Source organism: Pseudoxanthomonas yeongjuensis (genome assembly GCF_010093345.1).
Classification (GTDB): domain Bacteria; phylum Pseudomonadota; class Gammaproteobacteria; order Xanthomonadales; family Xanthomonadaceae; genus Pseudoxanthomonas_A; species Pseudoxanthomonas_A yeongjuensis.
The window spans coordinates 16189-39638 of the sequence record NZ_PDWT01000004.1; the positions used below are offsets into that span (position 1 = coordinate 16189).

Consider the following 23450-nt stretch of genomic DNA (forward strand, 5'->3'; position numbering starts at 1 on the left):
CGCGTAATGGATACCGCCCTGACGCTGACCAACGACATGAAGCTCGTCCTCGGGCTGGTCGGCTTCACCATGGCGATGTTCCTGTTCGAACGCATCCGCGCCGACGTGGTCGCGCTGATCGTGCTGGTGGTGCTGGGCCTGACCGGGCTGGTGGCGCCGGAGGAGCTGTTCGGCGGCTTCTCCGGCAGCGCGGTGATGAGCATCATCGCCACCACCATCCTCGGCGCCGGCCTGGACCGCACCGGCGCGCTCAACCGCCTGGCCACCTGGTTGCTGCGCCGCGGCCATGGCATCGAACAACGCCTGCTGATGATGACCAGCGGCATCGCCGGGCTCAATTCCAGCTTCATGCAGAACCCGTCGGTGATGGCCCTGTACCTGCCCGTCGCCTCGCGCCTGGCTTCGCGCAGCAGCCTGTCGCTGCAGCGCCTGTTGTTCCCGATCGCGGTGGCCATCGTCATGGGTGGCGCGCTGACCATGGTCGGCAATTCGCCGCTGATCCTGCTCAACGACCTGCTCGCCTCGGCCAACAACAACCTGCCTTCGGGCATGGCCACCATCGAGCAGCTGCGCATGTTCGCGCCGATGCCGGTCGGTATTGCCCTGATCGTGGCTTCGCTGCTGTATTTCCGCTACTACGGCGACAGGAAGCTGCGCGAAGAGACCGAAACCAGCGTCGCCCCGGCGCGCACCGAAAGTTATTTCGCCAACGCCTACGGCATCGAAGGCGATGTGTTCGAGATGACGGTCAGTGCGGAAAGCCCGCTGGTGGGGATGACCCTGGGCGAAGCCGAAGCGCTGCATGGGGCGCCATTGATGCTGGCCCTGCAGACCGGCAGCGACACCCGCCTGGCGCCACCGTCGGACATGCGCATCTGGGTGGGCAGCGTGCTGGGCGCGATGGGCTCGCGCCAGCAGGTGCAGGATTTCGCCCAGAACCAGTTCCTGAAGTTCTCCACCCGCCTGCGCCATTTCGGCGACCTGTTCAACCCGAGCCGCGCCGGCATTTCCGAAGCGGTGATCCCGCCTACTTCCAAGTACATCGGCAAGACCGCGGCCGACCTGCGCCTGCGCAAGCAGTCGGGGATCAGCCTGCTGGCGATCAACCGCGACAAGAAGGTCGTGCTGGACGACGTGCGCAAGGTCGCGTTGCGCGCCGGCGACATGCTGGTGTTCCACAGCATCTGGCAGGACTTGGCGGTGGCGGCCGAATCGCGCGACTTCGTGGTCGTCACCGATTATCCGAAGGGCGAGCAGCGCCCGCACAAGTTCAAGATGGCCATGGCCATCTTCGCGATCACCATCCTGATCGCGCTGACTTCCAAGCTGCCGGTCGCGCTGACCCTGATGACCGGCGTGGCCGGCATGCTGGTGACCGGCGTGCTGCGCATGGACGAGGCCTACCAGGCGATCAGCTGGAAAACGGTGTTCCTGATGGCCGGGCTGATTCCGCTGGGCTGGGCCATGGACAGCAGCGGCACCGCGGCGTGGGTGGCGGGCCATACCGTGGAGCGCCTGCCCGAAGGCATCCCCGTCTGGGTGCTGGAACTGGCGATCGCGCTGTTGACCACCGCGTTCTCGCTGGTGATCAGCCATGTCGGCGCGACCATCGTCATGGTGCCGCTGGCGATCAACCTGGCGCTGGCGGCCGGCGGCAATCCCACCGCGTTCGCGCTGATCGTGGCGCTGTCGGCTTCCAACAACCTCGTCTCCGCGTCCAATCCGGTCATTTCCATGATCACCGGCCCGGCCAACTACACTTCGCGGCAAATGTGGCGCGTGGGCGGCCCGTTGTCGCTGATCTACACCGTCGTGGTCGTGGTAATGATCAACCTGATGTTCTGGTGGTCGGCGCGGGGCGGCTGAGGTCGCATGGCGCTCAGTTTGAAACCCGTGCCCGGCTCCTTCGCCGTGTGCCGCCTGCCGGCGGGCTCGCCATTGCCGGAATGGTTCCGGCCCGGCAGGTTTTCCTCGGTGTCGTGGAGCGATGACGAGCTCTCGATCACCTGCGACGAATCGCAGGTGCCGGTCGCAGTGCGCTGCGAACGCGACTGGCGCTGCCTGATGCTGCAGGGACCGTTCGCGTTCGATCTGACCGGCGTGCTGCTGCAAGTGCTGCAGCCATTGGCTGCCGCGGACATCGGCATCTTCGCCGTCTCCACCTTCGACACCGATTACGTGCTGGTCAAGGACCATGCCTTCGGGCGGGCGAAACAGGCGCTACGGGAAAGCGGCCTGATCCTGTTGGAGTAACCGCCCGCCTACGATGTCCGCGCCCGGGCCTTGTGTAGCCCGGCGAGTCCTACGGGATGGTCCGGTCGCTCAGCACCACCTGTCCGTCGCGCACTTCCACCGCAACCGCGCGCAGGGAATCCCCGCGACACGGACCAGCGACGCAATCACCGCGGCTGAGCTCGAAGGACGCGCCATGCGCGGCGCAGACCAGGTGGCCATCCTTGCTCTTGAGGAACTTGCCAGGTGCCCAGTCCAGGCGCCGGCCCGCATGCGGGCAGACGTTGAGCCAGGCGCGCACGCCGTGGCCATCGCGGTGGAGGATCAGCGATTCGGCATCGCCGTCCAGCAGCGCCTCGACTTCTACGAAGCCGCCCTCTTCAATCGAGTCAAGTGTGATCAGAACCATGTCGTTTAACGAACTTCTCACACTGTCATCTAGTGGTCATCCGATACTGCAGCACCGGCGCTTGCCGCATTCTGTCACGCCCACCTGCCATGTTCGCCAACAGTTTCCGTTTCGACAGCTCCCGCCTGCGCTCGGCCTTCGCCCCGCGCAAGCCTCGCCATCCCTTGCTGCGCCTTGTTTTCGGCCTGGTCGGACTGGCCGTGCTGTGCCTGCTGGTGTTCTTCAGCGTATTCGTGGGCGCGGCGATGATCATCGCCGGCATCGCCTGGAAACTGCTGAGCCAGCGCGGCAAGCCGGTCGCGGTGCGCGATGCCCACGTGGTCGACGGCGAATTCCGCGTGGTCCGCAAGCCAGTGCTGCCGCTGTCGCATTGAGGCCCGTGGATAGCCGGCACGGCTATTGGCGTGAGAAACCCTGGATACCTTTCGTAGTCGCTCTTTTCGCTGTCGAAAGTCTGCGGGAACGGTCGCCGTGAGTCGATAATCGGAAATCAGGAGCCACTTTCCAACTACCGCTTCTCGTTTCTCGTTTCTCGTTTCTCGTTTCTCGTTTCTCGTTTCTCACTCCTCACTCCTCACTCCTCACTCCTCGTTCCTCACCACGGCACGAACCCATGACCGACCTGATTCCCACGCCCGCGCAGGCGCGCGTTCCCGTCCGCGGCGGCGGTACCTTCCCGGTGCGGCGCATCTACTGCGTGGGCCGAAATTTCGCCGACCACGCCCGGGAAATGGGAGCCGCGGCCCCCGCCTCCAAGGCCGAACGCGGCCAGCCGGTGTTCTTCCTCAAACCCGCCGATGCCGTGGTCACCGGGGGTGCGGCGGCTCCTGATGTGAGTGTTCCCTACCCGCCCGCTACCCGGGACCTGCACCACGAGGTCGAGCTGGTCGTCGCCCTGGGCCTGGACGCGCCCTCCGGCGTGCTCGCTCCCGAGGACGCGGCCACGCTGGTCCTGGCCTACGGCGTGGGCCTGGACCTGACCCGTCGCGACCTGCAGGCCGCAGCCAAGGCCAAGGGCCTGCCATGGGACATCGGCAAGGGCTTCGATCACTCGGCGCCGGTCAGCGAGCTGGTGCCGGCCGCGCAAGTCACCGCGTTGGCGTCGCGATCGCTGACCCTGGAGGTCAACGGCGACACCCGCCAGCACGGCTCGCTGCACGACCTGATCTGGGACGTGCCGGAGATCCTGCATGAGCTGTCGAAACTGTTCGCGCTGAAAGCCGGCGACCTGGTGTTCATGGGTACCCCGGCCGGGGTCGGGCCGTTGCTGCCGGGCGATGCCTTCGTCGCCTCGCTGGAAGGCGTGGTCGAGCTGCATGGCCGCATCACCGCCGCCTGATCCGGGCCGCGTTATATTCGGCGGCACCGGCGGTATCCGCCAACAACGGGAGTGACTCATGGGAATGATCAGCGAGTTCAAGGAATTCGCCATGCGCGGCAACGTGGTCGACCTGGCCGTCGGCGTGGTGATAGGCGCGGCCTTCGGCAAGATCGTCACCTCACTGGTGGACAAGGTCATCATGCCGCCGATCGGCCTGGCCATCGGCGGAGTCGATTTCTCCAAATGGGCATGGACGTTGAAGGAAGCGACGCTGGACGCGGCCGGCAAGGAAGTGCCGGCGGTGGCGATCGGCATCGGCGATTTCCTCAATACGGTGATCCAGTTCTTGATCGTCGCATTCGCCATCTTCATGGTGGTCAAGGCGATCAACCGCGTCTCCAAGCGTGCTCCGGAAGCCCCGGCCGCGACGCCCGAAGACGTGCTGCTGCTGCGCGAGATCCGCGATTCGCTGAAGAAATAACTCCCGACCTGGTTCACATCGCCGGGAAGCCGCGGGCTGGTAAGCTCGCGGCTTCCTTTTTTCCGGATCCAGCCATGCGCCTGTTGTCTTTGCTGATCGCCCTGGCCCTCTCCCAGCAAGCGTTTGCGGTGGAACGCGAAACGCGCATTCCCGGATCCGCATTGAAGACCGCGGCGACCCTGCGCGAACAGGCGCTGGCCGACGACACCGGCTGGAAGGTGACCGAATCGCTGACCACCGAAATCGGTCCGCGCCTGGCCGGCAGCGAAGCCGATGCGCGCGCGGTGGAATGGGCGCAGGCGAAGTTCAGGCAACTGGGCTACGACAAGGTGTGGACCGAGCCGGTGACGTTCCCGAAGTGGGTGCGGCGCAGCGAGCATGGCGAAGTACTGGGCGCGCACGCGCAGAAACTCGTGCTGACCGCGCTGGGCAACAGCCCCGGCGGCACGGTCGAAGGCGAGGTGGTGCGCTTCAGCGATCTCGCCGCGCTGGAAGCCGCGCCGGCCGGCTCGCTGGCCGGCAAGATCGCCTTCGTCGATTTCCAGATGCAGCGCAAGCGGGATGGCGGCGATTATCGCTTCGGCGGCGGTATCCGCGGGCGCGGCCCTTCCGTGGCCGGCACCAAGGGCGCCATCGCCTTCGTGATGCGCTCGGCCGGCACCGACAAGCACCGCGTGGCGCACACCGGTATGACCCGTTTCGCCGAAGGAGTGGAACCCATTCCCAGCGCGGCGCTGTCGATTCCCGATGCCGACCAGCTCGCTCGCCTGGCCGCGCTTGGTGCGACCCGCATCCGGGTCGCGCTGGATTGCGGTTTCGACGGCGAATACACCTCGCACAATGTGATTGGCGAGATCACCGGCAGCAAGCATCCGGATGAAGTGGTGCTGATCGGCGGCCACCTCGACTCGTGGGACCACGGCACCGGCGCGATCGACGATGCCGCCGGCGTCGCCATCAGCATGGCCACCGGCGCGCTGCTGAAACCGCTCAAGCCCGCACGCACCATCCGCGTGGTCGCCTTCGCCAACGAGGAACAGGGCCTGTGGGGCGGCCGCGCCTACGCCGAGAAATACGCCAACGACGTGGCCAGGCATGTGATCGCCGCCGAAAGCGATTTCGGCGCGGGCCGCATCTACGGTTTCGACAGCAGCGCGCGCGACACGCAACCCGGGGCGATGCAACAGATCATGCAGGTACTGGCGCCGCTGGGCATCGAATGGCTGCCGAAGCAGGGCGACCCGGAATCCGACATCGGCCCGCTGACCCAGCGCGGCATGGCCTGGGCGTGGCTGGGCCACGACGGCACGCACTATTTCGACCTGCACCACAACGCCGACGACACCCTGGACAAGATCGACCCGAAGGACCTGGCCCAGAACGTCGCCGCCTACGCGGTGTTCACCTGGCTGGCAGCGGAGGCGGACGGAGATTTCGGCAGCGCGCCGGAGAGCGCCACAGCAGGCGAGCATTGATGCTCAGGGCGTCGGTAGCGATGCAACCCACGGCACGGCGCCGTCGCCTTCGCCCGACATCCAGCCGATCCAGCGCGCACGGTTTTCCGGATCGCGCATAGCCAATCCGCGCGCCGTGCCGTCGGCGTCCACCAGCAGCAGGCGGTCGCCCGATGGAACGATATCGCCCAGGACGAAACTCACCCGGCGGCCACGGTCGCCCAGCCGATTGCCGACCGTTGCCACCTGGATGTCGCGCGCCTCCGCCAGATACCGCGTACCCATCGGCACGGACTTACCCAGCATCCCCGCTTCCGGCCATGCAAACGCCGCGGCATTGGCGCGACGCAGGCCAGGCAGCGCATCGGCCAGTTCGCCAGGCACGTTTTCGCCCAGTGGCAGCCCTGTCTCCAGCACGCCCGCCGTCGCCGCCAAGGCGGTGCGCTCCGCGATATCGCGCATGCCCCCACCCAGTTTCGCCATCCATGCCTGGCTGGGTACCAGCAATATGGCCACCATCATTACCTGGCCAAGCGCAATGGCAGGCCGTTTCGCATGGACTACCGCGGCCATGCCCAAGCCAGCCCAGAACAGGCTGGACCACACCACATACCGTGGCGCGAGCAGTTGATCGGGGAAGTCTTTGAAGTAGGTGTAGCGAACGACGGCGATCAATCCACCCACCGCAAGCGAGAACCAGGCCACGCCGATCCCGAACAGGGCGGGCGCTTGCTTGCTGCGGCATGCGCGCCAGCTTTCGAATCCCAGCCAGGCCACCCCCATCGCCCCGACCAGCAGGTGCGGCCAGCGCGCGAGCATCACCGGACCGAATGCGCCGGCGTAGGCTTGAGCGATCGCCTCGGCGGGCCCGCGCACCGCCGCCGACGGAATATGCGCGGCCACTCCCGGATCGAACAGCGGCCAGCCGGCGAACACGAACGGCCCAGCCAGCCAACGCAACAGTAGTTCGGCTTGGGCCGATGGCGCAAATGCGATCGCCGTGTCGGTCCCGTCTCCCAACCGCAGGGTCAGCAACGATGCAATCAGGCCAGCCGAGAGCACCAGCCAGCCCCGCACATTGCTTCCATGCACCACCAGCACTGCCGCAAAGCCCACGAACACCGCAATTCCACTACCAAACGACATTGCCGCAAACCCCCCGCAAATCGCCGCCACACCCGCCGCTCGTATCCCATTCGCACGCTGCGCGTTGACCAGGGCCTGCAGGCCCAATGCCAATGCCAACACCACGCAATAGACATGCAACGCATCGTGCGCATGGCCCAGCGCACGCACATTACCCAGCCAGAACAACCCCAATGCCATCGCCAGCACGGCGGCGGCGCGCGATGCGGAAGCAAGGCCGCGCAATATCCGCCATGTCACAACGCAAATGGCCAGCAGCAGCGCCATGGAAACCGCGATCTGCAAGGATTGGTTGGCGGCGAAATGGCGCAATTCCAGCACTCGCACCAGGTTCGGCAACAACTCGTAGTGGCCGTTGTCGGGCGTAACCACGCCAGCCGGCCCCGACACCCGCAGGAACCGCGCAAGAAAGCGCCAGGCATCGGCGTAAGGCACGCGCGGCGACAGCCAGAGCGTCGCAAGCCCCGCGGCCAGATAGGCGGCAGCCAGCACCCAGGCCGCGGCAATGCATGCCCGCATGCGGCGGGAAACATGTGCCCGCCGGGTAACGCCACTCAATGGCCTAAGGTCCACTGCGCCAGGAATACCGCAGTCGCCGCGGCCACGTTGAGGCTTTCCACCGCACCGGTTCCAGGAATGGACAGGCGCAGGTCGCACGACGTCGCCAACTCATCGTCCATGCCCTCGCCTTCGGCCCCCATCACGTAGACCAGCCGCTGCGGCAATCGCGTGGCGAAAAGATCCTGCCCCTCGCGAACCACCGTCGCCGCCAGCACGAAACCCGCGGCGCGCAACTGCGCCAGCGCGGCGTCGCGTTCGCCCATGCGCACCAGCGGCACCTGTTCCGCGCCGCCCTCGGCCACGCGCGCGGCGGCACCGGATACGGCCAGGGTCGAGTCGCGCGATTGCAGGATCGCGGCCACGCCGAAATGCGCGGCCGAGCGCAGGATCGCGCCGAAATTGTGCGGATTGCCGACGCCATCCAGCCACAGCGCAAGCGCCGGGCCCGCGGACAGGCCGTGCAGCCAATCGGACAAGGACTGCGGTTCCACCCGCAGCACATCGGCGACCACGCCTTCGTGATGCGAACTGGCGGCGAGCTTGCCCAGGTCGGATTCCTCGACCACGCGATAACCGATGCGCTGCTTCACGCACCAGGCCAGCAGCGGTTGCAGCTGCGGAATCCGCGCTTCGGACAGATAGACCTTGCGGATGGCTTGCGGTCGCCGCGCGAACACGGCTTGCACGGCATTGAGCCCGTAGTAGCGCAGTTCCTGTTTGTTGCCGGCCTCGTGCCTGGCAACAGCGGGACGCTCCTCGCCTGCGGGCGCCGCTTCCTTGCGCCTGCCGGTGTTTTCCCGCTTGCGCGCATCGGTGGTACGGATAGAGGCCTTGTCCCACGGCGAAGGGGGTTTATCGTTCATCGTCCAGACTCCGGCGCACCTTGGCGAACATGCGCAGATCATGCAGCACTCCGCGCTTGAATACTGCGGCACGCAGGACTCCTTCCTCCATGAACCCGTTCCTGCGCAGCACCTGCGCCGAGCCGACGTTGAAGGCCAACACGGCCGCATACAGCCGGTACAGGCGCAATTCCCGCATCACCCAGGGCGCGTAGGCGGCGACCACGCGGGTCATCGTGCCCTGTCCCCAATGCCGCCGTCCCAGCCAGTAACCGAACTCCGCGGTGTGCACGCGCTCGCCCCGGCCCGCCTGCGCGCCGATGCCGCCGCAGGCCTCGCCATCGATCTCGATGGCGAATACGGGGTCGCCAAGATCGATCACCTTGCCCGCGAGGAAGGCTTCGCCATCGGCCTGCGTGTAAGGATGAGGAAAGCGGTCGCTGACCCCACGAGAAACCTGTTCGTCGTTGGCATGGCGCAGCAGCGAATCGAGGTCGTCCGCCCGCCACGGTCGCAGGCGGAAGCCTTCGCCCTGGAGCTGAGGCTCAGCCATGGCCACCGACCGACGGCGTGGTTTCTTCCAGCTCCTGCAGCTTGTGGGCCACGGTCTCGGGCGACTTGGTGAAGGGCGCCAGCAACAGGTAGAAGGCCGGCACCACGAACAGCGACAGCAGGGTCGAGAACGACACCCCGAAGATCACCACCACGCCGATGGTGGCGCGGCTGGCCGAACCCGGCCCGCCGGCCAGCACCAGCGGCACCGCGCCCATGATCGTGGCGATGGAAGTCATCAGGATCGGGCGCAAGCGCACCGAGGCCGATTCCAGGATCGCCTGCTGCACGTTGCGTCCTTCGTCGCGCAGCTGGTTGGCGAACTCCACGATCAGGATGCCGTTCTTGGCCGCCAACCCGACCAGCATCACGATGCCGATCTGGCTGAAGAGATTGAGCGTGCCGCCGCTGGCCCACAAGCCGATCATCGCCCCGAGCACGCCCAGCGGCACGGTCAGCATGATCACCAGCGGATGGATGAAACTCTCGAACTGCGCGGCCAGCACCAGGTAGACGATGAGCAGGGCCAGGCCGAAGGTGAACAGCACCGCGCTGCCGGACTTCAGGTATTCGCGCGATTCGCCCTTCCAGTCGATCTGCGCGTATTCGGGCAGTTCCTCGGCGGCCACCTGCTGCGCCCACCTCACCGCTTCGCCCAGCGGATAGCCCGGCGCGAGCCCGGCGGAAATGGTGATCGAGCGCAGCCGGTTGAAACGGTTGAGCCTGCCGGGCTCGGCCATTTCGCTGAGCGTGACCAGGTTGGAAAGCGGCACCAGTTCGCCGCTGCCGGAACGCACCTGGATCGCAGCCAGGTCGGCCGGGGTCTTGCGCGCCTGGCGTTCGGCCTGGACGACCACATCGTATTCCTCGCCGTTGTCGACGTAGGTGGTGACCTGGCGCGAGCCCATCATCGTCTCCAGCGCGCGACCGACATCGGTGACCGATACGCCCAGGTCGGCGGCGCGTTCGCGATCGATGTTGACCCGCATCTGCGGGCGGGTTTCCTTGTAATCGGAATCCGGACCGACCAGCCCCGGGTTGTCGGCCATGCGCGCCAGCATCTTGTCGCGCCATTGCGCGATCTCGGCGTATTCCGGCCCGCCCAGCACGATCTGGAACTGCTGGCCGCGGGTGCGCACCAGGCCGCCGCTGACCTGGGTGCGCGCGCGCACTCCGGTCAACCCCGACAATTGGTGCTGCAGGCCGTCGGCGACGTCGGCGGTGGCGACATCGCGCTTGTCCCAGTCCTGCAGGAACACGCTGACCCGGCCGGTATGCATTTCCTCGCTGGCGCCGAAGCTGCCGGGTACGCGCGGATTGGCGCGGATGATCGGCTTGCCGTTGCCGGTCTCGGCGGCGAGGATCTTCTCGACCTGCTGCATCTGCCCGACGGTGTAGTCGTAGCCGGCGCCCTCGGGACCGTCGATCATGACCTGGAACGAGCCACGGTCTTCGGCCGGCGCGAGCTCCGAGGGAAGTACCCGGAACATGAGCGCGATGGCGACCACCGCGACCAGCATCAACCCACCGAACAGCCAGGTGCGATGCGCGCTGCGTTCCAGCAGGTGCCGGTAGCCGCGCGACAGCTTGTCGAACTGGTGGTTGAGCCAGGTGTTGATGCGCCCGGGTCCGCCGCTGCCGTCCGCATTCTTCGCATGCGACTTCAACAGTTTCGAGGCCATCATCGGAGTCAGGGTCAGGGCCACGAACGCCGAGATCGCCACCGCCGCCGCCAACGCCACCGACAGTTCGCGGAACAACCGCCCGGTGTTGCCCTCGAGGAAGCCGACCGGCAGGAACACCGCGATCAGCACCGCCGTGGTCGCGATCACCGCGAACGCCACCTGCGCGGTGCCGCGGCGCGCGGCGACCAGCGCCGGCTCGCCCAGGTCCACCCGCCGCTGGATGTTCTCCACCACCACGATCGCATCGTCGACCACCAGGCCGATGCACAGCACCAGTGCGAGCAGGGTCAGCAGGTTGATCGAGAAATTGAACGCGAACAGGGCGATGAAGGCCGCGACCAGGCACACCGGTACGGTGACCGCGGGGATCAGCGCGGCGCGCACGCTGCCCAGGAACAGCCAGATCACTATCAGTACCAGGACGATGGCCTCTGCCAGGGTCTCGTACACCCGGGTCACCGCGGCATCGATGAAGGTCGTGCTGTCGAACGCGACGAAGATGTCGGTGCCTTCGGGCAGGGTCTGGCGAATGGTCTCCGCTGCCTCTCGCGCCGCCGTGGCGACATCGAGGCTGTTGGCGGTGGAAGTCTTGACGATGCCCAGGCCGATATTGGGCTCGCCGTTGCTGCGGTAGTACGCGCGCCGCTCCGCCGAGCCGAGTTCGACCCGGGCCACGTCGCCCAGCCGGACCACGTAGCCATCCGCGCCCTTGCTGATCGGGATGCGGGCGAAATCCTCCGGCTTCTGGTAGTCGCGCGACAGGCGCAGGGTGAAGTCGCGGGTGCTGGATTCGATGCGCCCGGCGGGCAATTCCACGTTCTCGCGGCTCAACGCATCCTCGACGTCGCCGACGGTCAGGCTGCGTGCGGCCAGCTCATCGCGATCCAGCCAGATCCGCATCGCGTAGCGCTGTCTGCCGCCGATGCGCACCTGGGCCACGCCGTCGATGGTCGAGAGCCGATCGACGATATAGCGTTCGGCATAGTCGCTGAGTTGCAGCGAATCCATCGTCCGCGACGACATGTTGAGCCAGATGATCGGATCGGCGTCGCTCTCGACCTTGGCGATCTCCGGTGGCTCCGCCTCTTGCGGCAGGCGGTCGACGACCCGGCTGACCGCATCGCGTATGTCGTTGGCTGCGGCTTCGATCTCACGCGTGGCCTTGAACTCGACGCTGATGCTGGAGCGGCCGTTGACGCTGCTGGCCTCGATGGTCTCGATGCCCTCGATCCCGGCCAGCGCGTCCTCCAGCACCTGGGTGATGCGGCTTTCGACCACCGCGGCCGAGGCGCCTACGTACTCCACCGAGACCGACACGATAGGCGGATCGATCGCCGGCAGTTCGCGCAGGGTCAGGCGCGAGAACGACATCACTCCCAGCACGATCAGCAGCAGGCTCATCACCGCCGCCAGCACCGGCCGCTTGATCGAGATATCGGAAAGCTTCATCCTGGCTCAGCCCTGCGCTGCTGGCGCATTTGCAGCCGGGGCGGGGGGTTGCGCCGCGCCATCGATCACCTTGCTACCGGCCTGCAACTTGCTGGTGCCGTCGACCACGATGCGATCACCCGCCTTTATCCCGTCCGTCACTTCGGCCTTTCCCGCGACCCTCGCGCCGACTTCCACCTTGGGGCGTTCGACGCTGCCATCGGCCTTGACCCGGTACACGAACGTATCCGGCCCGACCTGCACCAGGGCGATTTCCGGCACCACCAGCGCCTGCCGCTCGGGCCGCGACAACCGCACTTCCATCAACATGCCGGGACGCAGCACGCGATCCGGATTGGGGAAGTCGCCACGCACGGTGACCGCGCGCGTGGTCGCGTCGATGCGCGCATCGATGGTGCTGACCACGCCTTCGAAGTCGCGCCCGGGGTAAGAGTTGCTGCGCGCGCGCAGCGCCTGGCCCTTGGCCAGGTTGGCCAGCTGCGCTTCGGGAACGGGGAAGTCCACGTAGATGCGGGAGATGTCGTCGAGCGTGGCGATGACCGTGGTCGGGGTGATCAACGCGCCGGGACTGACCTGGCGGATGCCGAGCACTCCGGCGAACGGCGCGCGCACCGAGCGGTCGCCGATGTCCGAACGCATCTGCTGCACCCGGGCCAGTGCCGCATCGCGCACCGAACGCTGCGTGTCCAGCGAGGAACGCGCGATCAATTGCTGGTCGGCGAGTTCGTTCTGGCGTTTGTAGAGCCTGTCGGCTTCCAGGTAGGTCGCCTGCGCGGCGACCAGCGCCGCCTGCTGCGAATCGCCGCGCAAGGTGATCAACGGCGTCCCGGCGCGCACCTCATCGCCGCTTTCGAAATGCACGGCCTGCACCGCTTCGCTGACCTTGGAGGTGAGCGTCACCGACTCGCGCGCCTTGGCCGTGCCGATCGCCTGCAGGGTATCGCTCCAGGCGGACGGCTGCACGACCTGGGTAGTGACGGGAACGGGCTTGGAACTTCCCTCGTCCGTGCGCGTGGCGGCCTTGTCCTTGCCGCAGGAAGCGAGCAGGGGAAGGAACATTGCAAGCAACGCAATGCGCGCGCCGGATCGGATCAGCATGGGGATTCCGTAATCTTGGTTATCTGCGGAGTTTACCGGTCTGGAGTCAACGCATGCGTATCCTCCCGGTTGACCGGACATGGCCATCCGAGGGCATGACCAATGACCCTTGCGCCCCAAAATCTTTGTAGAGCCGAGCTTGCTCGGATGCTCCCTCGCAAGCCAGGCGATCGGACGCGGATCGTAGCCATGTAGATCCGAGCTTGCTCGGATGCTTTTGATTCTGCGGCGAGAGCATCCGAGCAAGCTCGGATCTACAAGGCCGGAGCCGGGCGAGCGCGGATCCGCAAGGCAATCAGGACAGGCCCAGCTTCTCCAGCACCTGCGCCGCGAGCCTTTCCGGACTTTCGCCACCCGCATCCAGATGCACTTCAGCATGCTCCGGGGTTTCGTAAGGGGAATCGATGCCGGTGAAGTTGGGGATCTCGCCGGCCCGGGCCTTGCGGTACAGGCCCTTCACGTCGCGCTGCTCGGCCAGGGCCAGCGGCACGTCGACGAAGATCTCCAGGAACTCGCCTTCCTCGAACCGTGCGCGCGCCATCTGCCGCTCGGCGCGGAACGGGGAGATGAAACTGACCAGCACGATCAGCCCGGCTTCGGTCATCAGCCTGGCGACCTCGGCCACGCGGCGGATGTTTTCCACCCGGTCCTCGTCGGTGAAGCCGAGGTCGCGGTTGAGCCCGTGGCGCACGTTGTCGCCGTCGAGCAGGAAGGTGTGGTAACCGAGCGCGTGCAGGCGCTTGTCCACCAGGTTGGCGATCGTCGACTTGCCGGCGCCGGACAGGCCGGTGAACCACAACACGCGTGGCTGCTGGCCCTTGATCTTCGCGCGCGCCGCCTTGTCCACCTCCAGGTGCTGCCAGTGCACGTTGCCGGCGCGGCGCAGGGCGAAGTCGAGGGTGCCGGCGGCGACGGTGTCGTTGTTGTGGCGGTCGATCAGGATGAAGCCGCCCAGCGCGCGGTTCTCCGCATACGGGGCGAAGACGATGGGTTCGTCCAGGCTCAGGTTGACGTAGGCGACCTCGTTCAACTCCAGGCGCTTGGCGGCGAGGTGCTCCTGGGTGTTGACATCGATGCGGTGCTTGATTTCGCTGACCGTCGCCGTGACGGTGCGGGTACCGATCTTCAACCAGTACGGCCGCCCCGGCAGCAACGCCGCGTCCTCCATCCACAGCAGGTGCGCGGCGAACTGGTCGGCGACCTGCGGCGGATCGTCGGCCGCGGCGATCACGTCGCCGCGGCTGATGTCGATCTCGTCGGCGAGCGTGAGCGTCACCGCCTGTCCCGCGGTGGCCGATGCCACTTCCTTGTCGGCGACGAACACCTGGGCCACGCGCGAACGCCGGCCGGAAGGCAGCGCGACCACTTCATCGCCGGCGCGTGCGGCGCCCGCGGCGATCGTGCCGGCGAAGCCGCGGAAATTCTGGTTCGGCCGGCTCACCCATTGCACCGGCAGGCGCAGGCCGCCGCTGGTGTCCTGCGCCGAAAGCTCGACGGTTTCCAGGTGCTCGAGCAGGCTCGGGCCGCGATACCAGGGCATCGCGTCGGAACGCTGCGACAGGTTGTCGCCGTTGAGCGCGGACAGCGGGATGCAGGTGATCTGGGCGATGCCGAGCTGGGTGGCGAGCGACTGGTAACCGGCGACGATTCCGTCGAACACGGCCTGGTCGTAATCCACCAGGTCCATCTTGTTCACCGCCAGCACCACGTGGCGGATGCCGAGCAGCGAGACGATGTAACTGTGCCGCCGGGTCTGGGTCAGCAGTCCCTTGCGCGCATCGACCAGGACCACGGCGAGATCGGCGGTGGACGCGCCGGTGGCCATGTTGCGCGTGTATTGCTCGTGGCCCGGGCAGTCGGCGACGATGAACTTGCGGCGTTCGGTATCGAAGTAGCGGTAGGCCACGTCGATGGTGATGCCCTGCTCGCGTTCCGCGGCCAATCCATCCAGCAGCAGCGCGTAGTCGATCTCCTCGCCACGGGTGCCATGGCGCTTGCTGTCCGCGGTCAGCGCAGCCAGCTGGTCGTCGAACAAACGCTTGCTGTCGTACAGCAGCCGTCCGATCAGGGTGCTCTTGCCGTCGTCGACGCTGCCGCAAGTGATGAAGCGCAGCAGCGGCTTGGTTTCGTGCTGCTTGAGGTAGGTGGCGATGTCAGACACGGACATCCCCCCGTAGGAGCGGGCCTTGCCCGCGATGCTTTTCGGGCAGCGGTCGTGAAGCATCGCGCCCAAGGGGCACTCCTACAAAAGCAGACGCTGCGGCCATCAGAAATACCCCTCCAGCTTCTTCTTCTCCATCGACGCGGTCGGATCCTGGTCGATCACCCGGCCCTGCCGCTCCGAGCTGGTGGCCACCAGCATCTCGGCGATGATCTTCTCCAGCGTGTCGGCCTCCGATTCGATCGCACCGGTCAGCGGATAGCAGCCCAGGGTGCGGAAGCGCACCTTCCTCAGCTGCGGCGTTTCGCCCTCGCGCAGGGGCAGGCGCTCGTCGTCGACCAGGATCAGCGCGCCGTCGCGCTCCACCACCGGGCGTTCGGCGGCGAAGTACAGCGGCACCACCGGGATGCCTTCGCGATAGATGTACAGCCAGATGTCCAGCTCGGTCCAGTTGGACAGCGGGAACGCGCGCACGCTTTCGCCCTTGTCGATGCGCGCGTTGTACACGCTCCACAGTTCCGGGCGCTGGCGCTTGGGATCCCAGCGGTGCTTGTCGTTGCGGAACGAGAACACCCGCTCCTTGGCCCGCGACTTCTCCTCGTCGCGGCGCGCGCCGCCGATGGCCGCGTCGAAACCGTACTGGTCCAGCGCCTGCTTCAGGCCCTGGGTCTTCATCACGTCGGTGTGCACGGTGGCGCCGTGGCTGATCGGGCCGATGTCCTGGGCGATGCCGTCGGGATTGATGTGCACGCGCAGCTCGGTGCCGGTCTCGGCCACGCGGCGGTCGCGGAAGGCGATCATCTCGCGGAACTTCCAGCGCGTGTCCACGTGCAACATGGGGATCGGCGGGCGGGCCGGGGCGAATGCCTTCAGCAACAGGTGCAGCAGCACCGAGCTGTCCTTGCCCACCGAATACAGCAGCACCGGGTTGCGGAACTCGGCCGCGACCTCCCTGAGGATATGGATGCTTTCCGCTTCGAGGCGGTCGAGGTGGGACAGGGAGGGAACGGAACTCATCAAGGATCTTGTGTCGAGGAAGCGCAGGAGCGGTGCCGCAGGTTATCAGTTGGCCCCGCCGGACTGGATGGCCCGGGCCTGGAAGACCCTGCCCGGAAGGCCGGCAAGTATTCGGGTTGCCGGGCCTTCGGCTGAAATAAGCGCAGGGCATGAGGCCATAACCAGACATCGTTTCTGAACGGGTTAACGGGTGCCTAACATCGATCGTCCCATTACTGCACCCACGAGTCGAAGGCATGACCGCTGCAACTCCCGCGCTGGCCCCGAGCCCCTTGCCCGACGAGCGCAAGGCGCTGCTGGCACGGGTGGTGGAAGGCCTCGATGGGCCCAGCCTGTGGTGGCTCTCCGGCTATGCGGCCGGACTGGCCCAGGGCAATCCGGCCCTGCACCCCGGATCAGGTCCGGGGCAGAGTCTGGCGGTCCTCCCTGGCGGTGCGGCACAAGCCAGCCAGCGTTTGACCATCGTCTATGGCAGCCAGACCGGCAACGCCCGGCGCGAGGCCGAGAAACTCGCCGCCGAAGCCGAGGCCGCCGGCTTGAACGTGCGCCTGCTGCGCGCCGACGCCTACCCGCAGCGCGAACTGGCCAGCGAACGCCTGCTCTATGTCGTCATCAGCACCCAGGGCGAAGGCGACCCGCCGGACGACGCGATCGGCCTGGTCGAATTCCTCAGCGGCAAGCGCGCACCGAAGCTGCCGGAACTGAAATACGCGGTACTGGGCCTGGGCGATTCCAGCTACGCCGACTTCTGCGGCATCAGCCGCAAGCTGGACGCGCGCCTGACCGAACTGGGCGCCAGCCGCCTGTTCGCGGTCGGCGAAGCCGACCTCGACATCGACAGCATCGCCCTGCCCTGGCGCGAACAGGCGCTCGGCCACGCCAAGACCCTGCTGAAGACCGCGACCGTGCCGTCGGCCACGGTCACCGCGCTGCGCCCGCATGCGGCCTCCGCGTATTCGCACGACAAGCCCTTCGCCGCCGAACTGCTGCTCAACCAGCGCATCAGCGGGCGCGAATTCAAGGGCGTGGGCTTCCTGAAGTACGGTGGCGTCGGCAAGGACGTGCGCCATATCGAATTGTCGCTGCAGGGTTCCGGCCTGCATTACGAACCCGGCGATGCACTCGGCGTGCGCCATCGCAATCCGGACCTGCTGGTGGACGGCGTGCTGCGAGCGCTGGAGCTCGACGGCGAGGCGCCGGTACAGGAGAAAGAAGAATCGCTGCCTTTGCGCGAATGGCTGGCCTCGCGCCGGGAGCTGACCAAGCTGAGCCGTCCGTTCCTGGCCAGCCATGCCGCGCAATCGCGCTCGGAAGAACTCAACGACCTGCTGGCGCCCACGCGCAGCGCCGACTTCGCCACGCTGCTAGGCAGCCATCAACTGGTCGACGCACTGCGCCGCTGGCCTGCGCACTGGGAGCCGCAGGAACTGGTCGCCGCGTTGCGTCCATTGACCCCGCGCCTGTACTCCATCGCCTCCAGCCGCAAGCGCGTCGGCGAGGAAGTGCACCTCACCGTCGACGTGCTGGACTACCAGGCCTTCGGCCACGCCCATGTCGGCGCGGCCAGCGGCTTCCTTTCCTCGCTGGACGAAGGCGACCACGCCCCGGTCTACATCGAAGCCAACGAGCGCTTCCGCGTTCCGGCCGACGCATCGCGCGACATCATCATGGTCGGTCCTGGTACCGGCGTGGCCCCGTTCCGCGGCTTCGTCCAGGAGCGTGCGGAAACCGGCGCCAATGGCCGCAACTGGCTGCTGTTCGGCGCGCGCCATTTCAATACCGATTTCCTCTACCAGGCCGAATGGCAGGACGCGCTGCACAAGGGCGAGCTGCAGCGGCTGGACGTGGCGTTCTCGCGCGACCAGGCGGGAAAGATCTACGTGCAGCAGCGCCTGCGCGAACGCGGCCGCGAGGTCTACGACTGGCTGCAAGGCGGCGCGCATTTCTACGTCTGCGGCGCCATCGCCATGGGCAAGGACGTGCATGCGGCCTTGCTGCAGATCGTCGCCGAACAAGCGGGCGTGGATGCCGAAGGCGCCGCCGAGTACCTCAGCAGACTCCAGGCGGAGGGCCGCTACAGCCGCGATGTGTATTGACCCGTGTAGGAGCGCCCATGGGCGCGACGCTTGTACCCGCAAAGGCATCGCGCCCATGGGCGCTCCTACAAACGCATCCGCATAGCCCATACACCATGACCCATCCCTCCGTAGAAGACATCAAGATCAACAGCCGCCGCCTGCGCGGGACGCTGCTGGAAGGCCTGGCCGATCCGGTCACCGGCTCGCTGTCCTTCGACGACCAGCGCCTGGTCAAGTTCCACGGCAGCTACCAGCAGGACGACCGCGATATCCGCGACGAGCGCCGGCGGCAGAAGCTCGAGCCCGCCCACCAGTTCATGATCCGGATCCGCGCGCCCGGCGGCGTATTCACCCCGGCGCAGTGGCTGCAGCTGGACCATATCGCCACCATCTACGCCAACCACTCGCTGCGCGTCACCACCCGCCAGACCTTCCAGTTCCACGGCGTGATCAAGCGCGAGCTCAAGGCCACGATGCAGGCGATCAACGCCGCTGCGATGGACACCATCGCCGCCTGCGGCGACGTCAACCGCAACGTGCTCGGCGCCAGCAACCCGCTGCAGTCGCGACTGCATGCCCAGGTGCACGAGTGGGCGCAGAACCTGTCCACGCATTTCCTGCCCAGGACCCGCGCCTATTACGAAGTGTGGCTGGACGAGGAGAAGGTCGCCGACAGCGGCGAAGAAGAAGAGGTCTTCTACGGCGCCACTTACCTGCCGCGCAAATTCAAGATCGCCGTGGCGGTGCCGCCGTTCAACGACGTGGATGTGTTCGCCAACGACCTGGGCCTGATCGCCATCGTCGATGAGGCCGGCGATCTGGCCGGTTTCAATATCGCCATCGGCGGCGGCATGGGCGCCAGCCACGGCGACCCGAAGACCTATCCGCGCCTGGGCAATGTGATCGGCTTCGTCACTCCCGACCAGGTGTTCGACGTGGCCACCGCCGCGTTGACCACCCAGCGCGATTTCGGCGATCGCGTCGAGCGCAAGCACGCCCGCTTCAAGTACACCATCGACGATCGCGGCGTGGATTTCATCGTCGACCAGATCCAGCAGCGCGCGGGCTTCGAGCTGGCGCCGGCGCGGCCCTGGCGCTTCGAACACAACGGCGACCGCCTCGGCTGGGTCGAGGGCGACGATGGCCACTGGCACCTGACCCTGTCCCTGCCCAGCGGACGCATTGCCGATCGCCCCAACACCCCGCACCTGACCGGCCTGCGCGAAATCGCGCGGATCCATCAAGGCGAATTCCGCGTCACCGCCAACCAGAACCTGATCATCGCCGGCGTGCCGGCGAGCGAGCGCGAGCGCATCGACGCGCTGGTACGGGAATACGCACTGGACTCGGAGAACAACGCCCCCACCGCGCTGGCACGCACGGCCGTGGCCTGCGTGGCCCTGCCTACCTGCGCACTGGCCATGGCCGAAGCCGAGCGCTACCTGCCCGATTTCACCGGCAAGCTCGAACCGCTGCTGGCAAAACACGGCCTGCGCGACGCGCCGATCCTGCTGCGCATCTCCGGTTGCCCGAACGGCTGCTCGCGGCCGTATCTCGGCGAGATCGCGCTCGTGGGCAAGGCCCCCGGCCGCTACAACCTGATGCTCGGCGCCGACCATCGCGGCCAGCGCCTCAACACGCTGTACCGCGAAAACATCGTCGAGGCCGAAATCCTCGACGCACTCGAGCCGCTGTTCGCGCGTTACGCGAACGAACGCGACAGCGACGAAGGCTTCGGCGATTTCCTGCATCGCAGCGGCGTGGTCGAACTGCCTCCCTACCCCACGAACAAGCAAATCTCCCTGGAACTGCAAGCATGAACGCCATTCCCGCCAGCAACGATTCCCAGGACCTGACCGAGCTCAATGCCTGGCTTGAATCCCGCAACGCCGAACAGCGGGTGGAATGGGCCCTGGCCAATGGGCAGGAAGGCCACGCGCTGTCCTCCAGCTTCGGCGCGCAGTCGGCGGTGGCGCTGCACCTGCTGACCCGGCAGAAGCCGGACATCCCGGTGATCCTGGTCGATACCGGCTACCTGTTCCCGGAAACCTACCGCTTCGCCGACGAACTGGTCGAACGCCTGAAGTTGAATTTGAAGGTGGTGCGTCCACTGGTCAGCCGCGCCTGGATGGAAGCGCGCCACGGCCGTTTGTGGGAACAGGGCGTGGTCGGCATCGACCAGTACAACAACCTGCGCAAGGTGGAACCGATGCGCCGCGCGCTGGACGAGTTCGGCGTGCGCACCTGGTTCACCGGCCTGCGCCGCAGCCAGGCCGCGAGCCGCCGCAACACGCCGATCGTCGAGCTGCGCAACGGCCGCTACAAGGTCAGCCCGCTCGCCGACTGGACCGACCGCGATGTCTGGGTGTACCTGAAGAAGCACGGCCTGCCCTACCACCCGCTATGGGACGAGGGCTATGTCTCGATCGGCGACTTCCACACCACCTCGCGCTGGGAACCGGGCATGAGCGAGGAGGACACGCGCTTCTTCGGCTTGAAGCGGGAGTGCGGGATTCACGTCGAGGTGTAAGTGCTCTTCCCCTCTCCCTTTACGGGAGAGGGTGGCCGAAGGCCGGGAGAGGGTTCGGCTTTTGATCTAAATCGCGAAGAGCCAGAAAGCCAAGATCAAAAGCACCCCTCTTCCGCCCTGCGGGCACCTTCTCCCACAAGGGGAGAAGAAGGGTGCAGTACCACTCACACCCCCCAACCCATCCTCAGCGACAATAGCGGCCCCGTTCCCGTTCGAACCCGCCTGCCTAGTGAGACACGAACGCCTGTTGCCGCTGATCGTCGCGACCGCATTGTTCATCGAGAACATGGACTCCACCGCCATCGCCACCTCGCTGCCGGCGATCGCGCAGGACTTCGGGGTCGAGCCGGTGGCGCTGAAGCTGGCCCTGACCACCTACATGCTGGCGCTGGCGGTGTTCATCCCGATCAGCGGCTGGGTCGCCGACCGTTTCGGCGCGCGTCCGACCTTCATGACCGCGATCGGGGTGTTCCTGCTCGGTTCGATCGGCTGCGCGGCGTCGGACTCGTTGGGCGCGCTGGTGGCCGCGCGTTTCCTGCAGGGCATGGGCGGGGCGATGATGGTGCCGGTGGGACGCCTGGTCCTGTTGCGCAGCATCCCCAAGGCGCAACTGGTGCGGGCCTTGAGCTGGCTGACCATCCCCGCGCTGCTCGGACCGATGATGGGCCCGCCACTCGGCGGCCTGATCACCACCTACGGCAACTGGCGCTTCATCTTCCTGATCAACCTGCCGATGGGCCTGCTCGGCATCTACTTGGCCTGGCGGCATATCCCGCTGCTGCGCGGCGAAGCACGACCGCTGGACTGGCGCGGGTTCGCGCTGTCGGCGGTCGGCCTGGCTCTGACCATGTTCGGTTTCGCCAGCATGGGCCGGCACCTGGTCAGCACCCAGGTCGCGCTCGCTTGCCTGCTCGCTGGCGCCGCCGGACTGGCCTTGTACGTGATCCATTCGCGCCGCCATGCGCATCCGCTGATCGATCTCGGCCTGATGAAGTTGCCGACCTTCCGCCTCGGCGTGATTGGTGGTTCGCTGTTCCGCATCGGCATCGGCGCGACGCCGTTCCTGTTGCCGCTGATGCTGCAGCTGGGCTTCGGCCTCAATCCGCTGCAGTCGGGCCTGATCACCTTCACTTCCGCGGCCGGGGCGATGTTCATGAAGACCCTGGCCGCGCGCATCCTGCATCGTTTCGGTTTCCGCCCGGTGCTGATCCTCAATGCGCTGGTCGCCTCGTTGCTGCTGTGCGGCTTCGGCCTGTTCCGCGCGGACACGCCGTATCCACTGATCATCGGCGTGCTGCTGGTCAGCGGCTGTTTCCGTTCGCTGCAGTTCACCAGCCTCAACGCGATCATCTACGCCGAAGTCGAACCCGCGCGCATGGCCCAGGCCAGCAGCCTGGCGGCGATGGCCCAGCAGCTGTCGCTGGCCCTCGGCATCACCATCGGCGGTTACGCATTGAGTGTTGCCAGCCTCGCCACCGGGCAACCGCTGGAAGCGGCGATCAATTTCACCTTCGCCTTCCTCACCGTCGGCCTGGTCTCGGCCAGTTCGGTGTGGATGATGCTGCGCCTGGCCCCGGACGCGGGCGCGGAAATGTCGGGCAAGGCCGAACCCGGACAGGAAGTCACCGAGCCCAAGCCTCTGGCACGACCGGGTACGTGAATGCACTTCCCTCTCCCTTTACGGGAGAGGGTGGCCGAAGAACCTGCCCCCGAATGCTTTAGTAGGGGGCCGGGAGAGGGTTCGGCTTTTGCTTGTTGACGGTAAAAGGCAAGATCAAGAGCTCCCCTCTTCCGCCCCCCCCGACCAAAGCATTCGGGGGCAGGCTCTGCGGGCACCTTCTCCCACAAGGGGAGAAGAGAAAGGCGCCTGCCCTGTTGTCATTGGTTCGGAAGCCTCGACACCTTGATCGTCGCACTCTGCGAAGGCGCGACCTGCGTCGAGCCTTCGGCATTGCCACGCTCCAATTCGACCAGATGGAAGAGATAGCCGCCGTAGTTGGCGTCCGCCGGCAAGTTCATGCTCGACGGCGCCTCACTGCCGATGACCACACGCCCCGCAACCAGGCCGGGCTTGCCGACCTGCAGGGTGACGGCGGCATGGCCCGCCCAGATGCAGGTGACTTTGACGGGACAGCGGCTGTCGTTGATTTCGACGAGTTCGACGGTCAGCGATTCGTCGGCGATGACGGCTTTTTGTCCCCGCGCAAGGACGATCGTATGCACCGACGAGGAAACCCGGGGTGGTTGATCGCCACCGGTGACGACGCGATCAGTCACGCAGCCACTCAACAGGGCGATGAGGAGGATGAGCGTGGTGCGAAGCAATGCGTTCGGCATCGTTGTCTTTCCAGCAATGGTCACGCCGCGAGCCTACCCCACCCGCCTGACGCCGGGGGTGAAGCCCAGGTTGTTGTGGGAGGGGCTTCAGCCCCGA

At 66.5% G+C, this 23450-nt stretch carries 19 protein-coding genes; 10 read left to right on the forward strand and 9 right to left on the reverse strand.

The features are described 5' to 3' along the window. Positions 1-6 precede the first annotated feature (6 nt). Together CSC74_RS12030 and CSC74_RS12035 are read left to right on the forward strand one after the other, a co-directional pair. Positions 7-1866, forward strand: a complete 1860-nt coding sequence (locus CSC74_RS12030; RefSeq protein WP_162314726.1) for an SLC13 family permease — start codon at positions 7-9, stop codon at positions 1864-1866. Positions 1867-1872: 6 nt separating this feature from the next. Next, positions 1873-2253 carry an ACT domain-containing protein gene (locus CSC74_RS12035; RefSeq protein WP_162314727.1) on the forward strand — a complete coding sequence of 127 codons (381 nt, stop codon included), beginning with the start codon at positions 1873-1875 and terminating at the stop codon, positions 2251-2253. A gap of 49 nt (positions 2254-2302) precedes the next feature. Here the strand turns inward: CSC74_RS12035 and CSC74_RS12040 are convergent, their stop codons facing one another. Further along, entirely contained in the window at positions 2303-2641 is a 339-nt protein-coding gene (locus tag CSC74_RS12040; RefSeq protein ID WP_162314728.1) for a Rieske (2Fe-2S) protein, read from the reverse strand. An 89-nt stretch (positions 2642-2730) separates the two neighbouring features. Between CSC74_RS12040 and CSC74_RS12045 the strand changes: the two genes are divergently transcribed. The 4 genes from CSC74_RS12045 (at position 2731) to CSC74_RS12060 (ending at position 5918) form a co-directional block, all read left to right on the forward strand. Continuing rightward, positions 2731-3015 carry a hypothetical protein gene (locus CSC74_RS12045; RefSeq protein ID WP_162314729.1) on the forward strand — a complete coding sequence of 95 codons (285 nt, stop codon included), beginning with the start codon at positions 2731-2733 and terminating at the stop codon, positions 3013-3015. A 239-nt stretch (positions 3016-3254) separates the two neighbouring features. Continuing rightward, entirely contained in the window at positions 3255-3980 is a 726-nt protein-coding gene (locus tag CSC74_RS12050) for a fumarylacetoacetate hydrolase family protein (protein WP_162314730.1), read from the forward strand. 58 nt (positions 3981-4038) lie between these two features. Then, positions 4039-4443 (forward strand): large-conductance mechanosensitive channel protein MscL, encoded by a 405-nt coding sequence (mscL, locus tag CSC74_RS12055; RefSeq protein ID WP_162314731.1) that lies wholly within the window; start codon positions 4039-4041, stop codon positions 4441-4443. 74 nt (positions 4444-4517) lie between these two features. Further along, positions 4518-5918 carry a M28 family peptidase gene (locus tag CSC74_RS12060; protein ID WP_162314732.1) on the forward strand — a complete coding sequence of 467 codons (1401 nt, stop codon included), beginning with the start codon at positions 4518-4520 and terminating at the stop codon, positions 5916-5918. Between the two features lie 3 nt (positions 5919-5921). Here the strand turns inward: CSC74_RS12060 and CSC74_RS12065 are convergent, their stop codons facing one another. From CSC74_RS12065 to cysD, 7 genes are all read right to left on the reverse strand, one after another. Continuing rightward, complete coding sequence (locus CSC74_RS12065) at positions 5922-7562, reverse strand: hypothetical protein (protein WP_162314733.1); 1641 nt, start codon at positions 7560-7562, stop codon at positions 5922-5924. Between the two features lie 35 nt (positions 7563-7597). Then, positions 7598-8467: a TrmH family RNA methyltransferase gene (locus CSC74_RS12070; protein WP_162314734.1), complete on the reverse strand. Its 870-nt coding sequence runs from the start codon at positions 8465-8467 to the stop codon at positions 7598-7600. Beyond that, complete coding sequence (locus CSC74_RS12075) at positions 8457-8999, reverse strand: GNAT family N-acetyltransferase (RefSeq protein ID WP_162314735.1); 543 nt, start codon at positions 8997-8999, stop codon at positions 8457-8459. Before CSC74_RS12075 ends, CSC74_RS12070 begins: the two co-directional genes overlap by 11 nt. After that, positions 8992-12132, reverse strand: a complete 3141-nt coding sequence (locus CSC74_RS12080) for an efflux RND transporter permease subunit (RefSeq protein WP_162314736.1) — start codon at positions 12130-12132, stop codon at positions 8992-8994. The genes CSC74_RS12075 and CSC74_RS12080 overlap by 8 nt, the downstream gene beginning before the upstream one ends. A gap of 6 nt (positions 12133-12138) precedes the next feature. Then, complete coding sequence (locus CSC74_RS12085; RefSeq protein WP_162314737.1) at positions 12139-13230, reverse strand: efflux RND transporter periplasmic adaptor subunit; 1092 nt, start codon at positions 13228-13230, stop codon at positions 12139-12141. 295 nt (positions 13231-13525) lie between these two features. Then, entirely contained in the window at positions 13526-15397 is a 1872-nt protein-coding gene (cysN, locus tag CSC74_RS12090; RefSeq protein ID WP_211369640.1) for a sulfate adenylyltransferase subunit CysN, read from the reverse strand. A 99-nt stretch (positions 15398-15496) separates the two neighbouring features. After that, positions 15497-16408 carry a sulfate adenylyltransferase subunit CysD gene (gene cysD / locus CSC74_RS12095; RefSeq protein ID WP_162314738.1) on the reverse strand — a complete coding sequence of 304 codons (912 nt, stop codon included), beginning with the start codon at positions 16406-16408 and terminating at the stop codon, positions 15497-15499. A 236-nt stretch (positions 16409-16644) separates the two neighbouring features. On the opposite strand from cysD, the gene CSC74_RS12100 reads away from it, so the two are divergent. From CSC74_RS12100 to CSC74_RS12115, 4 genes are all read left to right on the forward strand, one after another. Beyond that, positions 16645-18504 (forward strand): assimilatory sulfite reductase (NADPH) flavoprotein subunit, encoded by a 1860-nt coding sequence (locus CSC74_RS12100; protein WP_162314739.1) that lies wholly within the window; start codon positions 16645-16647, stop codon positions 18502-18504. A 95-nt stretch (positions 18505-18599) separates the two neighbouring features. Beyond that, complete coding sequence (gene cysI, locus CSC74_RS12105) at positions 18600-20306, forward strand: assimilatory sulfite reductase (NADPH) hemoprotein subunit (RefSeq protein ID WP_162314740.1); 1707 nt, start codon at positions 18600-18602, stop codon at positions 20304-20306. Continuing rightward, positions 20303-21016, forward strand: a complete 714-nt coding sequence (locus CSC74_RS12110; protein WP_162314741.1) for a phosphoadenylyl-sulfate reductase — start codon at positions 20303-20305, stop codon at positions 21014-21016. Before cysI ends, CSC74_RS12110 begins: the two co-directional genes overlap by 4 nt. Before the next feature lie 229 nt (positions 21017-21245). Further along, positions 21246-22676 (forward strand): MFS transporter, encoded by a 1431-nt coding sequence (locus CSC74_RS12115; protein ID WP_162314742.1) that lies wholly within the window; start codon positions 21246-21248, stop codon positions 22674-22676. 218 nt (positions 22677-22894) lie between these two features. Here the strand turns inward: CSC74_RS12115 and CSC74_RS12120 are convergent, their stop codons facing one another. Further along, complete coding sequence (locus tag CSC74_RS12120) at positions 22895-23353, reverse strand: hypothetical protein (RefSeq protein ID WP_162314743.1); 459 nt, start codon at positions 23351-23353, stop codon at positions 22895-22897. Between the last annotated feature and the right edge of the window lie 97 nt (positions 23354-23450).